Here is an 18597-nt window from a genome sequence, read left to right on the forward strand (position 1 = left end):
GCCATATATTAGGCGCTTCTTGCCCCTGCCAAGGAATTTCATTTTACCATATTTACGTCCCTTCTTAAAGCGAAAAAAAAGACTATCTCCAGAGGAAATAGTCTTTTTCAATCGAAATTATTGAGCGACAGAAGTGTTAAAGTGTTTTTCTAATCTGCTGGCAATGACATCATTGTCAGCTTCAACCACTTCTAGATATTGCGGTTTTTCAAACAATTGATTAATTTGTTCAGGGTATATTTGCTCAATATCACAAAGAGAGATAGACTCATTGAATTTTGCTGGATGTGCTGTGGCCAGTGTTACGCAGACTTCTTCAGGAGCACTGCATGTTTCGTAGGCTGCAACGCCGCAAGAAGTGTGCGGATCTAGTAAATAACCTGTTTCATTATAGTACTTGCTGATTGTCTTTAAGCAATCTTCTCCTGCTACACCATGTGCCGCAAAATCTGCCTGCACTTGACGAAGCTGCGTCTCTCCGACTACTATTTGACCCTCTGCCTTAAATTGATCCATTAATGCAGAAACTTCCTTTGCATTTTCATCCAGTAAGTAATATAGATAACGCTCGAAGTTGCTTGCTACTTGGATATCCATGGAAGGACTGTATGTACTGCGGAACTCTCCTGGTTTGTACACCCCATCCTTGATAAATCGTTCTAGAATATTATTTTCATTTGTAGCAACAATCAGCTTGCCGATTGGCAGACCCATTCTTTTTGCCAGGAACCCGGCAAAAATATCGCCGAAGTTTCCAGTTGGGACACTGAAGTTCAAGCTCTTAATATCGCCCGCTTTTGTTACTTGGAAATAAGCATAAAAATAATAAACAGTTTGGGCTAAAATACGAGCGAAATTAATCGAGTTAATCGCACGAAGAGAGTACTTATTTTTAAATTCTAAATCGGCAAATAGCTCCTTAATGATTCTTTGACCATCGTCAAATGTACCTTTAATGGCTAAATTTAAAACACTTTCGTCATGAACTGTCGTCATTTGCAGTTCTTGAACCTTGCTTACCCTTCCGTGCGGGTGAAGAATACAAATGCGAATGCCATCTTTGCCTCGTACACCTTCAATCGCAGATGCACCTGTATCTCCTGATGTAGCACCGAGGATGTTGATGGTTTCACCTGTTTTCTTGAAAATATAGGAATATAAATTTCCTAAAAATTGCAGTGCCACATCTTTAAAGGCAAAGGTTGGTCCATGGAACAACTCCAGGACATACATATTATCCTTCACTTTTTTAACAGGTGTTACTTCCGGATCACGGAAAGTAGCGTAGCTCTTATTGATTAATTCTTTGAGTTCATCCGCAGGAATTTCCCCTGCTACATAATAAGAAATGATTTCGTAAGCTAATTCTTGATAAGTTAACTGGGACATTTCCTTCAGCTTTTCTGCTGGAATTTGCGGGATTTTTTCTGGGATTAAAAGTCCCCCATCATTTGCCAGCCCCATCATAACTGTATCGATAAAACCAATTGCTTCCACATTCCCGCGTGTACTAATGTATTTCATAATATCCTCCAAGTAAAAAATAAAATATATTACTATCCTTACCTATAATGAGCTTTAAGTCAATATTAGAATAAAAATATTCGCTATTTTACAAACACAAATTTTACCTATTCTGTCCATTGCCTAACGATCCTGTTTTCATTATCTGCTAATTTATTTAAAACCACACTGTTTTTGTGGCCAAATATTGAATTTTCCCTTTTTAACTGGTTACAGAAGGATCCCCTTCAATCTGCTGTTGATATCGCTTGTCGAGAAAACTGCCAAACAGAGAGGCTAATGTCTGCTGAAAGAGCATACTGACCACGACAGGCACGACAACAGCCGGAGGAAAATAGGAAATAGCAATAACGGCACCGGCACTTATATTTCTCATTCCGCCTAAAAAGGTAAAAGCCGTAATCATCCGTTGATCAAACTTCAACGCTTTTCCTAAGAAAAGAGCAAATAAATATCCTGAAAAGGCGATAAAAAAGACAACAAAGATAATCAACAAGAGCTTCCAGTGAATCTCTGCTAAATATGGCGCAACAACGGATCCGTTCAACGCTACAACAATCCCGAGGAAGATTTTTGAGATTGGCGCTAGTCTCGGCTTCCATATAGGGGCAATTTTTCCCTTTGTGATTTCATTTAATAACATTCCAAGAATCGATGGCAGAACAATCATATAGAATAATCCAATCATCATGCTTCCAGTATCCAGTGCCACTTTTTGACCAACTAATAAAGATAAACTATACGGGACAATAAATGGTGATAATAATGCATCCAGCAAAATCGCCGCCAGTGTAACGGCCTTATTTCCTTTTTTCATTGATACCCAAATAAAACTTGTAACTCCGGTTGGAATAACCATTCCAAGAATGATTCCGGTAATCGTCATGGAATCACCATTAAACACCGTATGACTGATTCCCGACGCCCAAAGCGGCATGAAGACATGCAAAAATAGCAAAACGATAATGATTGGTAATGGGTGAATCACGGCGTTTTTTAATGAGCGGAAGTTCATCGATAAACTGCCCTCAAATGTCATAAAAGCAAAAAGCCACGGAACGATAAATGAATAATCCTTTATATAGGCCGAGAAAAGAATACCTAGAATTACTCCGGTTGGGGTAATAAAAGGCAGCATTTTTTCCAGCCTGCGATTAATTTGCTGCAGCATGTTGCCATCCCTTCTGTAAATCTTTTGATTTCTTTGCAAGAAAAACTGAAAAATTTGATATGGCGAAAAACATAGTCATCTGTTTTTTCCTGCATAAACATTTTTCCTAATCTGAAAGATTCATATTTTTTATAAATGCAGTATAGCGCTTAAAACGTGATTATGTCCAATTGAATATAATTAATCAAATTCGCCTCGGCGAATTTGCGCCCGATTTTTTTCACGCTCAGAGCGCCACATCCTGTGGCTTCGCCTGACTAGGACGTCCTGTCCGTCGTCGAGCTCGCTCGAAAAATTTCCTTTGAAAAATCATACTTATTGGTTATCAAAAAATGCTGCTAGTAAAAGATACAGGACGTTCCCCCATCGGAAACGTCCTGTAATATGAATAGTCAGCACTCAAGATGAATAAAACTTTCAACATCCTTGTTGTCTAATAATGGACTTGGTTCACCTACGCAGTATAATCGCAGGTAATGCATGGCGCGGGTACAGGCAGTGTAGAATAGTCTTCTTAAGTTCTCATCACCGTAAACCTTCTCCGATGCGTCATAAATGATGACGGCGTCAAATTCGATTCCTTTAGCTAAATAGGCCGGGATAATGACTACACCCTGCTCGTATTCCGTTGAGTTGCTCTTAATCAGCTTAATGTCTTTAATTTTTTTCAGTGCTTCATAAGCAGTTTCACTTTCAGCGGCAGATTTACATATAATCGCAATGGTGTGATACCCTCGATTTTGTAGCTCAGTTACTTCGGTTATGATGCTGCAATGAAGGTCGGTACGGTTTGACAATTGTGTCCAAACAGGCTTCTCGCCATCCCGTTCAAAAGGAGTGATCCCTTCGCCGCCCGGTACGAGTCTGCGTGTAAATTCAACGATTGGTTTTGTCGATCTGTAGCTGCGTGTCAAATGGATCACTTCTGTTTTATCCGGTCCATAAAGATTCGTAAGACCATCGAAACCAGATGTTTTGCTCGCATGGGCAAATATCGCCTGATTAAAGTCACCTAGCACAGTCATTTTCGCTGACGGAAACAGGCGTTTTAAAAATTCAAATTGAAATGGTGAGTAATCCTGCGCTTCGTCCACTAGCACTTGTTTAATGGAATGGTTCATTTGAAAACCTTGGATCAACTCTTGTAACAGCAAAAATGGAGCAGCATCCTCATAGTACAGTTTGTTTTCATCCAGCATGTTCACAGTCAAGCGGCAAATATCTGCCCACCCTTCAGGTGTTCCGTTAGCCATCAAAGGAGCGTCTCCAATGGAAGCAGAGAAAAGTTGCTTGTAAATACCCTTCATATCAATAAAGCGGAGTTCTTTGATTTTTTTTCTTAGTGGTTTAAATCTCCGGCGAACAATTAATCTCCCGAGTGCTGCGATTTCACTATCATAATCATAAAACGAGTTTTCCGTAAGGACGCGTTTTTTCTGTAAGTAAGTACGAGCTTTTTGGTACTCCTCATTGCTTAGCAGTTCAATTTCTTCTTGTACCCATGGCTTGGTCCTTTCAATCTTTTCAGCCCCCGTCAACATCTTGTTCAGCCAATCTGCTAATTTTTCCAGTCGATTATGGAGGCGGTCCGAGGTGGCACAGTTATAAAACTGATTCGTCATTTGTTCCGCCGTGATGATCGGTTTTCCGCGAAAGGTCATACCTTTGAATAGCATACCGGATGCTTCCAGCGATTTTCTGTAATTTTGTATGAAAGCAAAAAAATCAGTTGATGCCTTAAACTGAATATTCTTTAGTCTAGCCTGATAATCAGGAACCTCACCTTCAGTTAACACATATTCCAATTGTTCATATGGACCTTCCAGTTGAAAAGTGCTGCCTAGGCGATGATCTAAATATTCCTGGAACGTAACCTGCTGCATATTCTCTTCCCCAAGTTCAGGCAATACATTGGAAACATAGCTATTAAACATGGAATTAGGCGAAAACAAAATGATTTGATCGGCCTTCAACCAATCACGGTTTTTATAAAGTAAATAAGCGATTCGTTGCAGTGCCGCCGATGTCTTGCCACTGCCGGCGGAACCCTGGACGATGAGCAGCCGCCCGCGATCGTGGCGAATGATCTTGTTTTGTTCCCGTTGTATCGTGGCTACGATGCTGTGTAAGTGTTTCTCAGTACCTTTGCCCAGCACCTGCTGCAAAATCTCGTCTCCGATAGTGATCCGGGTATCAAACATCGATTCGATTTTCCCGCCACGAATGAGGTATTGCCACTTTTGTTCCAGCGTGCCGTGGATTGTTCCTTCGGGTGTCGTGTACTCTGCAGGACCCGGCGGGTAATCGTAGTAGATGCTCGATATCGGTGCACGCCAGTCGTAGACAAGGAAGTTATCCCTGCTTATATCTGTTAATGTGGAGACGCCAATATAGATATGTTCGGGCATGGAAGTTCCATCTTCAACAAAATCGATCCGGCCGAAATAAGGCGATTCCTGCATCCTCCGCATCGCTTGCAATTTCTTCGAGGCTTGCTTATGGGTACTTTGGTTTACAGACAAGATTTGAGCCTGCTGTCTCAGACTTATGATCGTTTCAAGATAATCATCAAACGAATCTGTGTTCACCTTGACCTCATCCCAAAAGTTTTTTCGGAAAACGTTTACTTCCTTACCTCGGCGTCCAGTTTCGTCCTCCAACTTTTTAATCTGTTCCTTGATCACTTGCATCACTTTGTCTACTCGTTCTTGCTCTTTTCGTAGTTCTGCATCCATTGCCTAGCTCTCCTTTAAAAAAATGAAATGAAAAGGTTGACTGATGAAACATTTTGTTATATAATTAAAATGGAATATTGTACGTTTTTAATTTATTTAAATGCGTTTCTATATTAATTTATCATGATTTCTTATGATAATCAATGGATTTTACATGTTTTCCTCAAGTAAATCTTGCCAAATCTCTACATATTTTGTTTTCCTTCAAACACAGCTTTTATTAAACCGTCCATAAAATTGGTTTTAGCCTATTTCCTTATAAGATTTCCCGTTCAAAATCAAAATGATATTGTTTTCGAAATTAAAAAAAGAGAGACCCCTTTAGACATGAAATGCCAATTAGAGGTTCCTCTTTTTGATCATTTTATTACAAGTTAGGATTACTAATCATTTTAATAATTAGTACACGTCTCTTTGGTAACGGCCTTGTTTTTGCAAATCGTTTAGATAACCTTCTGCATCTTCACGGCTCATATTGCCTTCTTTTTCAATGACACTGATTAAGGCATCATTCACATCTTTTGCCATACGTGATTTATCACCGCATACAAAGAAAGAAGCGCCGCTTTCCAGCCAGTCAAATAATTCTTTGCTGTTTTCCAGCATTCTGTTTTGTACATATACCTTTTGCTCGGTATCACGAGAGAATGCTGTAGTGATTGTTGTCAGAACACCATCTTGCTGATATTGTTCTAATTCGTTTTGATACAGGTAATCACATGCTGCATGCTGGTCACCAAAGAATAACCATGCTCTACCCGGAGCCTTTGTTACCGCACGTTCTTCGATAAAGGAACGGAAAGGTGCGATACCTGTACCTGGTCCAACCATGATAATATCTTTATCAGACTCAGGTAAATGGAAGTGTTTATTAGGCTGAACGAATACTGGAAGTGTATTGCCAACCTGTGAACGTTCAGCAACTAATACGGAACATACCCCTTTGCGATCACGACCGTGGGCATTGTAGCGTACAGCACCAATGGTTAAATGTACTTGACCTGGATGTGCAGCGAAACTGCTGGCAATCGAATAAAGGCGGGCAGTCATCTTTCTTAACATAGAAACAACATCCTGTGCTGTAGCATTCCATGGACCGAATTCGCGCAGCATATCAAGTAAATCACGGCCATAGCAGTATTCTTTTACTTGGTCAGCATTCTCAGGCAATAACAGCTTTTTAAGTTCTTCGTTTTCTGTGAATTCAGCTGCCTGCTGCAGGACTTTTTTGCTCAATAAAGTAATTTCAAAGTAATCTGTCAGCGCTTCCTTTAAAGTCATTGTATCGCCTTGTTTATTAAGGACAACCTCTAGATTTGGATCCCATTTCATTTCCTCAATAATTGCCGCTACTAATTCTGGATCATTGCTAGGCAGAATTCCAAGAGCATCACCGGGATTATAGGAAAGACCGGAACCTTCTAAAGATAATTCCAAATGTCTTGTTTCTTTTGCTGAGCCTTCTCCATTTAAATTAACATTATTCAGAACCTTTGCTTGAAATGGATTGGTTCTAGAGTATGTAACAGACGCCTTTTCGTCCTGTTTTGTGTTGACTACTGTATTTTGCATTTTTTTCACCCCAATAAATAATATGTACATAGTTAGAATATCATAATAAGATATGTAGCTAGAATATCACAAGTTGACAAAATGAGATAGATTTTTGCACAATTTCTTTACAAATGTATGAATTTATTATGAATGAAAGGGGACTGATTTCGTTCATTTAAGGAAAATGGCGCACAAAATATTGTAAAAAAAAACGAAATCAGCGCTGCCCCATTAAGAATTCATTCATGTATTCTGCTATATGAACAGTTTCTCCTCGAAAAAATAAATACCTAACTGTAATTATTTCCTTTTTTTTATGTTCCATATCTGCTTGAATGATTCCGCAAAATTTGCGCAGTTTATCTAATAATAAACTGTGTCTGACTGTGGCCTTCTTTTGTCTTTTTGACTTCTAAAATGGCCGGTATGGCATTTTTGAGCTCCTGTACGTGGGAAATGACCCCAATCATCCGCCCTGATTGCTGCAGATCAATGAGTGTATCGATCGCTTTTGTTAATGACTCATCGTCTAATGAACCGAATCCTTCATCGATAAACATCGTATCAATGGAGACACCGCCTTGGAAGCTTTGAATCACATCGGCCATCCCTAAAGCAAGACACAAGGAGGCATTGAATTTTTCCCCGCCGGATAATGTTTTCACATCGCGGGTTTGTCCTGTATAGGCATCATATACATCCAGGCCTAATCCGCTTTGCTTCCCTCTCGCTTCCTGACGTTCGCTGCGCATCAGGACAAACTGGCCGTTCGACAGGCTCTTCAGCCGTTCATTGGCAGCAACGATAATCTGCTCAAGAAATTCGATTTGTAAATAACGTTCAAAAGAGACTTTGCTGTTGTTCTGACCCCTGACTACATCATATAGGTCGGTGACGACATTAAGACGTTGTTCTAAATGTGACGCCGCTTCATCAGACTCGGAAATTTTATCTTTTAATTTTATGATGTTTTCAAGATACTGCTCCGACTTTCTCAGTATTTCCTGAGCGTTCTCATAGGCCGATTTCAACTGTTCAAGCTCAGATTTTAACCCTGGCATATCGGCTTTCGTTTTGCCTGATAAGGTTGCTTGCAGATCCTTTATTTGCATCGTTAGTGCTGCAATTGTATTGTGATAGGAATCGATTTCTTGTTTTAAGCTTGTCCGCTGTTCTTCTGTCATTTTGGCAATGCGGTAACTAGCTTCATCTTCAAATTGATCCAGATGCAGCGCTTCTATAAATTGCTGTTCTGCTTTTTCTTTTTTCGCGCTGCTTTCTTTCAACTGTAATTGTGCATTAGCTAAGTTTGTTTTTGCTTTTGTTTCGTTTTCTTTTGCGCTTTGCAGCATTTTTTGCGCCGCTTCCCATGCCTGTTCCAATTTTGTTATGCGTGCCTGCGTTTCACAAATTTTCCCCTCTAAGGCAGGTAAATTCCGTAATTCCTCAGGTGTCCGGCTAAGCTGTTCCTGATAGACGGCTTTATTCGATTCAAATGCCGTATTTCGTTCTTGATACGCTTTTGCAGCTGTTTCAAAAGCTGCCTCGAATTTAACCAGTCCCTCTTCCTTCTGCTCAAGTTCCCTCTTTAATTTGCCAAGTTGTTCTTTTTCCTTTAATAAAAGCTCAACCTCTTTATTTACCCTTTTCCCCTCATCAACAAGCTGTGTATAAGCCGTTTCCGCTGCGGTCAGCGGCACACTGAGCCCCAGCACTTCGCCTGCCTTTATTTTCAACTGTTCCTGATTGCTATTCGCTTTTGCCGCGATATCCCGATAGGTGCTGTCCTTTTGATTAAATTCACTTTTGACCATTTCCAGTTCTTCTTTTGTCGGGACAGAATTCTGCCCCAGAGCTTTTTCAGGATGTTCGATACTGCCGCAGACGGGACATGGTTTACCGTCATGCAAGTGAGCCGCAAGAATGCTTGCCTGCCCGCTTATCCACGCAGCCTCAAGCGCTTTATATTGTTGTTCCATAATGTGAAATTCATTGTATTTCTGCTGTACTTCCTTATCGAGCTTAGCTTGACTCTGGTGTAATTTCAAATAGTCCTGCAGCACTCGGGCTTTCTCCCGCATTTCATGTAAATTCAGCTGTTTTTCCGGCAGTGTGTCTACTTTTTGTTCGATTGTCTTAATTTCCTGCCCGAGCTGCGTTTTTACTTGTTTTTCTTCCTGGATGTTCTTTTGCAGTTCTTCCTGATCCTTTGCCAGTTTTTGCACCTGTTTATATTCCGATGCCAACTCCTGCTTTTTACGGTCAATTTCCTTTACAGTTGGCAGCAGTTCCTGATAACGCACAAGCGTTTTGCTTATTTCTTCACGTTCGTCTTTTTTGTTTTCCTCTTGTTGAAAATTTTTCTCCGCTTTTTGCAGCAATTCCACCGCACTGTTGTATTCAGTTTCTGTTTTTCCTACTCTAGACTGCTTTTCTTTTTCATCATTGCGCCATTCAATAACCTGAGTTTCAAAAGATTCCATTTTGCTGGCTCTCTCGGACTTTTCCAGCTTCTGTTCTTTATCTTTAAAAGTAAGACCCTGCTTCGATAATTCCTGCAGCTGTTTTTCTTTTGCTTCGAGCTTCAAAAATTCCCCATTAAGACTCTCCGCTTTGTGGAATTCTTCTAGCTTTATATTGTATGCTGCTCCTCGAGCTTCTGCTTCTTTTTTATGCTCAAGTATCGCATAACCGTAATAAAGTGATTCCTCTTCCATCCCTGTTAAGACTTGATGCGTATTATAGTGTTCCAGAGCAAGGGTCTCGAACAGCCTTGAACCCTCCCTGTTCGGAATTGTGGCATGAATATCCGCCATATAGCGGTCCCGCATCTGCTTTTCTCTTTTGTATTCTTCATCAGCTATTAGTTTTTTTTCCTTAAGACGTTGGCTGATCCAAGTATAGCGTTCTGTTTTGAAAATTTTTCGCAGCAGATCTTCTTTATTCTCTGTTTGCGAGGTTAGCAGCTTGCGAAACTCTCCTTGCGGAAGCATGACAATTTGGCTGAATTGGTCTTTTGTTAAACCAAGCAGCTCTTCTATCTTTTGATTAATGTCAGATACCCTCTGCCGATCGACACAAGGTATTTCCTGATCGTTTACTTTTTCGAAAAATTCATATTGTTCCCCAGTCGCCGTTTTATTCCCTTTTTTCACATGCGGCAGCTGCCTTTTTATCCGGTAGTAACGGCCGCGCAGTTCAAACTCCAGTTCAACGGATGTATGGACATCATCATCGGCAAAGTCACTGCGCATACCCTTCACATCGCTGCGGTCTTCGCCGCTTGCAGAACCATAAAGGGCGAAACAAATCGCATCGAAAATGGTGGTTTTTCCGGCACCTGTATTGCCTGAGATGACAAATAGGCGATTCCCTTTTAGCTCGGAAAAATCAATTACTTCACTATGTTTATACGGACCAAAAGCCGTCAACGATATTTTTAATGGTCTCATCCTTCTGCTCCTTTCTTATAGCAGTTCCTTTGCAGCCGCAACTTCTTTAGACGTTTGTTTGAACTCTTTATGCTCCCCCTGAAGCAGTTCGTGAAGAACCTCGGTAAAAATCGCTTCCGTTTCCTCGGATACCGCTTCATTTTTGACTTCCTGGTAAAAAGCCCTGAATAGTGACAAGTCATCCATTTTATGGCGTGCCACCCGCTCACCGTTCGCTGACTCACTCGCTGTTGCAAGGACAATGTTTCGTTCCACATGCATCGCATTCGGGTAGACAGAGCGTACTTTCTCCATCGGAGACAGAACTGGGGTTTCATCTAACAGACGTACAAATACATAGTCTTCATTAATGGAATGCTTTAATAAATCATCGATTTTTGCTGCAACTGTTCTCATGTCCCTAATGGGTGTCAAAAGCCTTTTCTCAACGGTCATGGCACCTTGTCCGTCCAATTCCACGATGTAATAGCCCTTCTTGTGTTTTTCCTCTGAAATGGAATATTTAAGCGGCGACCCGGCATAGCGTATTTTTTCATCATGGACAAAATGAGCCTGATGCAAATGGCCAAGTGCCGTATAATGAAATGGTGCAAAAAGATTCGCATCCACCTGCTCAGTACCGCCAATCGCAAGCGGCCGTTCGGAATCACTTGAATTCTCCTGCCGCTCGCCATGCGGAGTGACAAAGGCATGTCCAACCAAAACATGACGGGCATTTTGATCCAAATTTGCAGCAATGTGTTCGGTTATCTTTTTCATCGCATCATTGTGGGTACGAACTTCCTCATCCTCAAATTCGTGGCGTACGACACTGGGGTCGGAATATGGAACGAGGTGAAAGTGAACTTCTCCATGTTCATCATTCAGCACGATTGGTTCCAGTTCTTTGGATATCTTTCCAATGATATGACAGCCGTTCGATTTCATGATATTGCTGCCAAAATCAAGCCGGCTGGGGCTGTCATGATTGCCGGCTATCGCTAATACCGGTGTTTTCAGTTTCAGGACAATGGTTTCAAGCACTTCATTTAATAAATTGACGGCTTCAGTCGGCGGTACCGCACGATCATATAAATCACCGGCAATAATCACGGCATCAGGCTTTTCCGCTTCAATATCGTTAATAAACTGCTGCATACAATAGCGCTGATCAGCGGTCATATAAACACCCTGAACCAGTTTTCCAAAATGCCAGTCAGATGTATGGAAAAATTTCATTCCGCTTCTCCCCTTTTTTATGATTATTTCTCTCGTTCATTTGCAATGGTTTATTTGTAAACAAGGCTTGTCCTAGATTGTTTGGAGGATGGTTTAGGTGAATCCCAAAGATGGAAAAATCGTTAAATTTTAGTGAATAGCAATAAATACATTTCCATGTAATAAGAATATCATGAAAATGCACTTTTGCGAACGAATATTCTGCTATAATTATTTTCCATGGAGGAAGATACCTGATACGAGCGAAGACTATATGTGAATTGATGAGCAAAAAGAGGATGAACACAAGGTTTCATCCTCTAATGAAAAGGTATTACAAAATTTGTATCTAAATCATCACTGGTTCTCGTGCTTCAACTGCTTCTAATTGCAGAACTACTGTATAAACTTCAGTATCCCCTTCGTGATGGCTGTAATGCGTGATATATTCCGCTTTATTCAATCTCAGTTCCTGATCAAATAGATAACATTCATGACCTTTTTCAACATAGTCTATTAAACTCAAAGCGGGTTCAGCTGTCTCAAATGTCTTTTCTCGAAGCATTTCATGGGTCATAGCATCATAAACTTGTAGTTTATACAAATAAAACACCTCCCTAATATCTTCATCTAAATCATATACCTAATTTAGCAACTATTGTTAAAAGAAGTTTGAACATTTGTAGAATCTTTAGGAAGGTGGAGAAGGATAGGGAAAGGTTTTCGATTACGTAGCTGGGTGCGGTGCTTTTTGCCATTGTTACCGGGCTTGTCGATAAGAGATAAGGACGAGGAACCGTCATTATTAGATCAGGTTCAATGTAAAAAGCCACTGCACATAGATCTTTGCAGTGGCTCAACATTGACTTCCATATTCTTAAATGAGTTTCTGCCCGCAGTTCGAGCAGAAATTTCCTTCTCCTGTTTTTGTCCCGCAATTCGGGCAGAAGTTTGCTCTCTTCTGCTCTCCTTCCTTCGGCTGTGGTTGAGTCTGTGCTTTTTCTCCATTACCGGAAGACTGTTTCATTTTATCCATCATTTGATTCGCTATGTTCATCCCCATCATCATGCCCGCCATGTCTGACGCTGCCCCGCCACCATTCATCTTTCCAGAGGCCATCGCATTCGTCAAAGAAATCTGCTGATATCGATCTACATTGCCGACCATGCCATGGGAAGCATTTTTGGTAATCATATCTTGGATCTCTTTTGGATAATTGAAGCTCATGATATGAAAACCGGTGATTGTCATCCCGCTTTCCATTAACTGCATGTCTAAATCCTCTTGAATCCCTTTCGCAATTTCGAAAGAGTTCGCCTGCAGATTGAACATATCCTTTCCTTCCTGTGAAATCCATTTCATCAGCAGCCCATCAAGAACAGAGGTGATGCGTATTTTGATATCCTCTACAACATACTGGTCTCTGACGCCGGCAATTTTATCAATCAAGGCTACATAATCATGTACTTTAAAAGTAAAGGTTCCGTTAGCCCGAATCGGCATACCCCCGGGAAGTCCAGGTGCCGGGATATTGATCGCGTTTTTTGTTCCCCATTTCACGACAAAATCCTTCGTGTTCACGAACAGCACTTCCACCCGCATCCCGCTGTTAAAGCCAAACTTAAATCCTTTTAAGGTCGATAAGAAGGGAATAATTTGCGATTCGATATCGTATTCACCCTCATCATGAAAAACACCTTCAATTTTTCCGTTGTTTAAAAAAATCGCATCCTGTCCGGGACGGATGATTAATTTGCTCCCCTTTTTGATTTCATTATTCTTCCATTTATAAAAAATCATATCATCTCTAAATTCCTGCCACTCTACAACGTTGGCAAATTGGTTACGAAAAAAAGACATCATCTCTTAAATACTCCCTTCACTGTATACATATGCATGGTTAAAACTTCCCGCCGCTCCCGCTGTAGGAGTGACCTCCGCCAGTAGTTCCTCCTCCACCGCCTCCTCCGCCTCCATTAGAAGGATTAGATGGTTTTTTCACTCTAGTCACGGTTTCCCTGACAAACTGGTCGTATTCACTAATAACAGCGGATTGCTTTTTATCGATATAGGTACTTCCGTTTACGGTCACTCTGCCTCCGGAGCGGTAGGCCATAAGTGCCACGATGACACCGGCAAGGGTAATCGATAACACCAGCTGAAACCACCATTTAAAAAAGATGTTCTCTGGATTGACACCTGGCTCGTATCCCATATAATCATAAGCAGTCTCGATAAAGGAAGAAAATGCTTTGTCATACGCTCCCTCTGATAAATCCGGGGTTATTTGATTGCGAATCATTTCTAAGCGGACGCTGTCCAAATACTGCTCTGCTTTTTTAAATCCGGCGAGATACACATCTCTTCCCTGCATATCCATGATGAGCAGCGCAGTATTGCCATGCGGCTGATCATACCCTAAAGCCTGTTCGTCGTAAAAATCCTCCATATATTGAACAATCGTCTTTCCTTCTGTGCCATTTAAGGTAATAATGACGAAGGCTGTATTTCTTTCCTTGCTGAGTTCACTTGACAGCAGTTCTAATTGTGTTGTCTCCTCTTTTGTCAGCAGTTGGGCATTATCATAAATAAACTGCTTTTGATTCATTGATTCTGCCTGCGTGAGAACACTCCAAGGCAGCAGTGCCAGCAGGAGAAAGGGCAAAAGAATAAAAAGACTTCGTTTGATCATCCTGGTTCCCATCACCAAAATCCCCCTCCCATCATAAAGGAGACTCCTTTTAAAACAAGCAGGGAGCCGGCAGCAAGACATGAAAACCAAGTGATCACCTTACCCGTGCTAATTGGCGGTTTTCCGACTACTTTTCCGGTCTGTCCATTCATGGCAAAAATATGCTCAGATTGATTGTAATCATAGCTGACCATCCATACAGGCAGTAAAACATAGTCGTTCTTCACATTCCTTGTATCAATATTTTTATGATGATAATGAACAGAATGATAGCCAGATAATGTGGAAGAAATGTAGGACTCAATATATTCGCTTATTTTCTCCTTCGCCCTAGGCAGAAGGTCATCACCTGTATAATTATATTTCTCCGCCATGTATCCGGCTAAATACGGCGTTTTAAAATCTTTTAGCTGCTCGTATGGATAAGGTTCCAATTTATCCATTAACTCATCATTCATTTTTTCTGATGCATCTACCGGGATTTTCACATAATTTAGGTCAATGTCGCGGAAAGCTTCATAATATTTCGTTTCTGTATAAATATACTCACCGCTCGTGTAGGTTCTAACCTTGGTACATTCTGCATTAACCTGCACTTTGCTGTTTAAATCAAATAACCAAAATGGGACATACATTCCGGTTATACTTTTGATGCGATCGGCATTCATAAAGCCTTTCGGAGTAAGAAGGCCTTTGCGGCACCATTTTTTAAAAGCCTTTATCGCCTCTTCCTTACTGATGGTAAAAGGAATGACCTTGGCAGGGGCAAGCTGACCGGACAAGCGATCGGCAATGACCACACCTGCACCGCAAAAGCTGCAGCTTGTCGCCGTTGTCTCTGCCAACGTCAGTAAAACAGCGCCACAGTTCTCACAATGATACTCTTTTGTCTCATCTTCTGAAAATGCTGCAGTCACCAGCTCTTCAGGAAAATTTTCTATATTCTCGTGACTACCACAGCTTTGACAGGATAGATCACCTGAGGCGGGGTCAAAATTCATATCACTCCCGCAGCCGGGGCATTTATAATGAAGAATCATGTTCTAATCTCCTCTTTTAGATCATGGATATGATTTTATGCAGGAAAGCAGGTATTTCTAAACAATAAACTCCAGAAATACCGCCTTCTACTCGTTACTCTTTATTCCTCATTTTTTCTTTTAATGCCTTAAGTTCATCATCAACAGAACTAGATGGTTCATCATATTTAGCAGCTAGATCATCTATGTCATCCTTTGGTTCAGCATTTAATTCCGCCATGGCATTCGCCTCATCCAATGCCCGGTTCACCTTATCTTCCATTCGTTCAAATGCCGACAAAGATTGATCAGGTGTTCCCAGCTTATTTATACGCTGCTGCGTCTTTGCTACGGACCATTTGGCTTTCAGCATCGTTCGGCGTGATTCCAATTCCCCAATGTCCCCCACTAATTTGTCATGTATTTGCTTCATTTGCTGAGAATTGGTTGAGGCCAATTGATAAGCTGACTGTAACTCTGACAATTTTTCGCTTAAAGAAACTTTTCGCTCAAGAAATTTCCTTGCGTCTCCTTCATTCCCAGCTTCCAATGCCTTTCCTGCATAGCGCTCCATTTTCTCTATTTCTTCCTGACATTCATTTACTGCCCGTTTTGCCCGTTGTTCCTCAGCCATGACGGCCGCGGTTTCCGATTTTACTTTCCCCAAATCGCTGTTCAAGTTTCTCAAGTACTGATCAATCATTTTCTCTGGATTTTCCGCCTTATCCAATAAAGCATTGATATTACTGGCCATAATATCTTTAAATCTTGTCAGAATACTCATTCACATCGAACCCCCTATTTTTCAACTAATAAGCAAATCCTTTTAAAAGACAATCATTCTTTTATCCTTGACATTAAACAAAATAGGATACAGTAAATATACTGTTTATCCTTAAGAAAGGTTTCATTATTTTTTTCTTGATGCGTTAGAAGGAGCTGTTAGGGAAGCTCGGAATGTTTCCCTCTCTGCATTCTTCTCAAGGGGTCTCATTTCCTTAGATCATAACGGGCATGTAATGTTGTTTTTCTGGAATAAAAGGGGCGATTTATCCTTACTTTCTATATGTGTAATTAGCACACAATGCTATTTGTGATTGAAAATGGACGGCAAATATTTGAAGTGTACCTGTCATTTAAGTGGATGAGCGGCATAGGATCCAATTGGATGATTACGAAAAGGATATTTCGAATTATTCTATTTATTGAAACTATATGTAATTGAATTCCTAAAAGGAGTGTAATCGTGATGAAAATTGGTTTTATCGGTTTAGGTACGATGGGTCTTCCAATGGCACATAATTTACTGAAAAGTGGGTATGAACTCATTATTTATAATCGTACAAAAGAGAAAATGAGTATTCTTGAAGAGAAAGGGGCCATGATTGCCCGCTCACCTAAAGAAGTGGCAGCGCAAAGTGAATTGGTCTTCACGATGCTGACGGCGGATGCCGCTGTAGAAGAGGTCATTCTCGGAGAAGACGGCATTATAGATGGGGCTTACCCGGGATTAATTGTGATTGATTCCAGTACGATTGCACCGAATACAAGTAAGAAAGTAGCGGAAGAACTTGCACTCCATGATGTAGAAATGCTGGATGCACCGGTAACAGGCAGTGAACCACAAGCGATTGAAGGAACGCTGACGTTTATGGTAGGCGGTAAAAAAGAAATTTTTGAAAAATGTATGGATCTGTTTTTAGTGTTGGGGAAAATCGCCTATTATATGGGGGGACATGGACAAGGCTCCTATATGAAACTAGCGAATAATTCAATGGCTGCTATCAACCTTTTAGCCTTTTCAGAAGCCATCACAATGGCCACAAAGGCAGGCATCGACCCGGAAGTTTTTATGCAGGTAGTAAGCAGCGGGGCAGCAAGAAGTGCCATGGCAGAAAATAAAGCGGCCAAAGTGATCAATCGGGATTTTCATCCTCACTTTATGGCGCAGTTACTACATAAAGATCTAGGTTTGGCCTCTGATACAGCTAAAGAATTAGAAATTTCGGCTCCGGTTCTAGCGCTTGTAAAAGAAATCTTTCAAATGGCAAAGGCAAAAGGATATGGCGCGGAAGACATGTGTGCTGTCGTTAAGTGTTATGAGGAATGGGCAGGAATCAAGGTTACAAAAGCAAGTGTAGAAATTTAATTCGTCATCTGTCTTAATGAAGAGGGGGTAGCAGCTAAATGTGCGTACCCTCTCTTTTTAGGTCTTCTGTTAAGCCCCTGTGAAATTCGCTTTTTCAAAGTGGTTATGAGCATCAACAAGGTCTAATCTCTCTAGTTGTCAGTACCTGCAATGCATCCCTAACATCTTTTGCAAATTGCAGAGGCCGGTCAATCTTCTCAAAATGGATAAACATGAGTCTTGGTCTTTCAAATAACCAATGATTATGAAAGGCTGTTACAATAATCTTATGTTCACGCAGTCTGCTGATGAAAGGGTTCAGTTCTTCTTCCAAAATAACCGTTTCTCCGCTGCATAGTGCCCGTCCGTCTGAGGAAAGAGATTCAAAATTAAACATTTGCGGAACAAGAAGAAATGATCTTCCCCTTCTGCCTAAAACCGTTGGCTTTATATTGTTTCTCGATCTCATAACCTGACAAACACCATTATCAAACGTATGCATTCCGCCTAAAATTCGACCAAATTGATTGCAAAGATCCGCTGCATCCCGATTGACACGATTTCTTCCGGAAATTGGAGCTCTTCTTTTATCTCGATGACCGAGAACCTCTAAAGCAAATCTTACTTTTCGGGCAAAGTTTAATGGTCTATCGATCGCCTCAAAATGAACATACATAAGACGAGGTTCATCAAACAGCCAGTGATTATGAAACGCTGTTACCAGAATACCATTTTGCCGCAACCGGGAAATAAAAGGATTAATTTCCTCCTGAAGGATAACGGTTTCCCCGAGACATAAAGCCCTTCCTTCACTATCTACACCCTCAAATGAAAATGCCTGCGGTACAAACATAAACGATTCAGCCCGGCGTCCCAAAACAATTGGCTGAAGGTCCGTCCGAGAACGTGTCGCGGTACAAACACCATTAATCACAGCCGGTGTAGAGTTTAGTATTCTGGCAAACTCCTGACAAAGTCTGCTTGGCTGCATACTGCCCTTATTTCCCATAAAAATCCTCTCCTGTCCAATAAAGTATTTCGCTTATAGGTTATGCTTGTACCTTTAATTGGACAGGGCTGATGAATACATGCAAATGACTCAATTTAAACAGTTGAAGCAGTAA

13 protein-coding genes are annotated in these 18597 nt (G+C 41.0%); 1 reads left to right on the forward strand and 12 read right to left on the reverse strand.

What is annotated here, in order from left to right; genetic code table 11:
- Nucleotides 1–117: 117 nt before the first annotated feature.
- The 11 genes from thrC to HNR53_RS19925 form a co-directional block, all read right to left on the reverse strand.
- Nucleotides 118–1524 carry a threonine synthase gene (thrC, locus tag HNR53_RS19875; RefSeq protein ID WP_184529351.1) on the reverse strand — a complete coding sequence of 469 codons (1407 nt, stop codon included), beginning with the start codon at nucleotides 1522–1524 and terminating at the stop codon, nucleotides 118–120.
- A gap of 202 nt (nucleotides 1525–1726) precedes the next feature.
- Nucleotides 1727–2695: a bile acid:sodium symporter family protein gene (locus HNR53_RS19880; protein WP_184529353.1), complete on the reverse strand. Its 969-nt coding sequence runs from the start codon at nucleotides 2693–2695 to the stop codon at nucleotides 1727–1729.
- Between the two features lie 392 nt (nucleotides 2696–3087).
- Nucleotides 3088–5430, reverse strand: a complete 2343-nt coding sequence (gene helD / locus HNR53_RS19885; RefSeq protein ID WP_184529355.1) for an RNA polymerase recycling motor HelD — start codon at nucleotides 5428–5430, stop codon at nucleotides 3088–3090.
- A 399-nt stretch (nucleotides 5431–5829) separates the two neighbouring features.
- A complete protein-coding gene (locus tag HNR53_RS19890) occupies nucleotides 5830–7002 on the reverse strand; it encodes a sulfite reductase subunit alpha (RefSeq protein ID WP_184529357.1) in 1173 nt (390 codons plus the stop codon).
- A gap of 341 nt (nucleotides 7003–7343) precedes the next feature.
- A complete protein-coding gene (locus HNR53_RS19895) occupies nucleotides 7344–10436 on the reverse strand; it encodes an AAA family ATPase (RefSeq protein ID WP_184529359.1) in 3093 nt (1030 codons plus the stop codon).
- A gap of 15 nt (nucleotides 10437–10451) precedes the next feature.
- Nucleotides 10452–11654 carry an exonuclease SbcCD subunit D gene (locus HNR53_RS19900; protein WP_184529361.1) on the reverse strand — a complete coding sequence of 401 codons (1203 nt, stop codon included), beginning with the start codon at nucleotides 11652–11654 and terminating at the stop codon, nucleotides 10452–10454.
- 328 nt (nucleotides 11655–11982) lie between these two features.
- Nucleotides 11983–12237 (reverse strand): hypothetical protein, encoded by a 255-nt coding sequence (locus HNR53_RS19905; RefSeq protein ID WP_184529363.1) that lies wholly within the window; start codon nucleotides 12235–12237, stop codon nucleotides 11983–11985.
- Between the two features lie 273 nt (nucleotides 12238–12510).
- Nucleotides 12511–13494 (reverse strand): SPFH domain-containing protein, encoded by a 984-nt coding sequence (locus HNR53_RS19910; protein ID WP_184529400.1) that lies wholly within the window; start codon nucleotides 13492–13494, stop codon nucleotides 12511–12513.
- A gap of 40 nt (nucleotides 13495–13534) precedes the next feature.
- Nucleotides 13535–14338 carry a TPM domain-containing protein gene (locus HNR53_RS19915; RefSeq protein WP_184529365.1) on the reverse strand — a complete coding sequence of 268 codons (804 nt, stop codon included), beginning with the start codon at nucleotides 14336–14338 and terminating at the stop codon, nucleotides 13535–13537.
- Entirely contained in the window at nucleotides 14338–15366 is a 1029-nt protein-coding gene (locus HNR53_RS19920; RefSeq protein ID WP_184529367.1) for a TFIIB-type zinc ribbon-containing protein, read from the reverse strand. Before HNR53_RS19920 ends, HNR53_RS19915 begins: the two co-directional genes overlap by 1 nt.
- A 94-nt stretch (nucleotides 15367–15460) precedes the next feature.
- Nucleotides 15461–16129 carry a PspA/IM30 family protein gene (locus HNR53_RS19925; protein ID WP_184529369.1) on the reverse strand — a complete coding sequence of 223 codons (669 nt, stop codon included), beginning with the start codon at nucleotides 16127–16129 and terminating at the stop codon, nucleotides 15461–15463.
- Nucleotides 16130–16594: 465 nt separating this feature from the next.
- Between HNR53_RS19925 and HNR53_RS19930 the strand changes: the two genes are divergently transcribed.
- Nucleotides 16595–17494, forward strand: a complete 900-nt coding sequence (locus tag HNR53_RS19930; RefSeq protein WP_246439711.1) for an NAD(P)-dependent oxidoreductase — start codon at nucleotides 16595–16597, stop codon at nucleotides 17492–17494.
- A 112-nt stretch (nucleotides 17495–17606) separates the two neighbouring features.
- Here the strand turns inward: HNR53_RS19930 and HNR53_RS19935 are convergent, their stop codons facing one another.
- Nucleotides 17607–18482: a DUF1259 domain-containing protein gene (locus HNR53_RS19935; protein ID WP_246439706.1), complete on the reverse strand. Its 876-nt coding sequence runs from the start codon at nucleotides 18480–18482 to the stop codon at nucleotides 17607–17609.
- Between the last annotated feature and the right edge of the window lie 115 nt (nucleotides 18483–18597).

The sequence above is a fragment of the Bacillus benzoevorans genome (genome assembly GCF_014207535.1).
GTDB lineage: Bacteria > Bacillota > Bacilli > Bacillales > Cytobacillaceae > Bacillus_BD > Bacillus_BD benzoevorans.